Below are 247 nucleotides of genomic sequence, written 5' to 3' on the forward strand. Positions count from 1 at the left end.
TTGCTCACCTGCTTCACGCAAGTCTGCATGTATCCAAGGGCTACCATACGTGCCGCCACTGGCTACATAAAACTCTTTAATGAGCTTCAACAAACGATTATCTTCAAGCGCTCTATCGCTTAAGGGCTTTTTTAACCACGCATAAAAACCACTTCGGTGCAGCTTAAAAAGGCGGCACATCGTCGTAATAGAAAATTCATCTTGGTGATCACGAATGAAGCCGTACTTTACTCGGGGTTGCTGGCAA

The 247-nt window shown here is 45.3% G+C and carries 1 protein-coding gene; it reads right to left on the reverse strand.

All coding sequences use genetic code 11. The annotated features are described in order from the left end of the window. Positions 1-247, reverse strand: a 247-nt coding sequence (locus AN389_RS19870; RefSeq protein ID WP_327077946.1) for an IS3 family transposase, incomplete at both ends; no start/stop codon positions are given.

It is taken from the genome of Pseudoalteromonas sp. P1-7a, assembly GCF_001401855.1.
Taxonomy (GTDB): Bacteria; Pseudomonadota; Gammaproteobacteria; order Enterobacterales; family Alteromonadaceae; genus Pseudoalteromonas.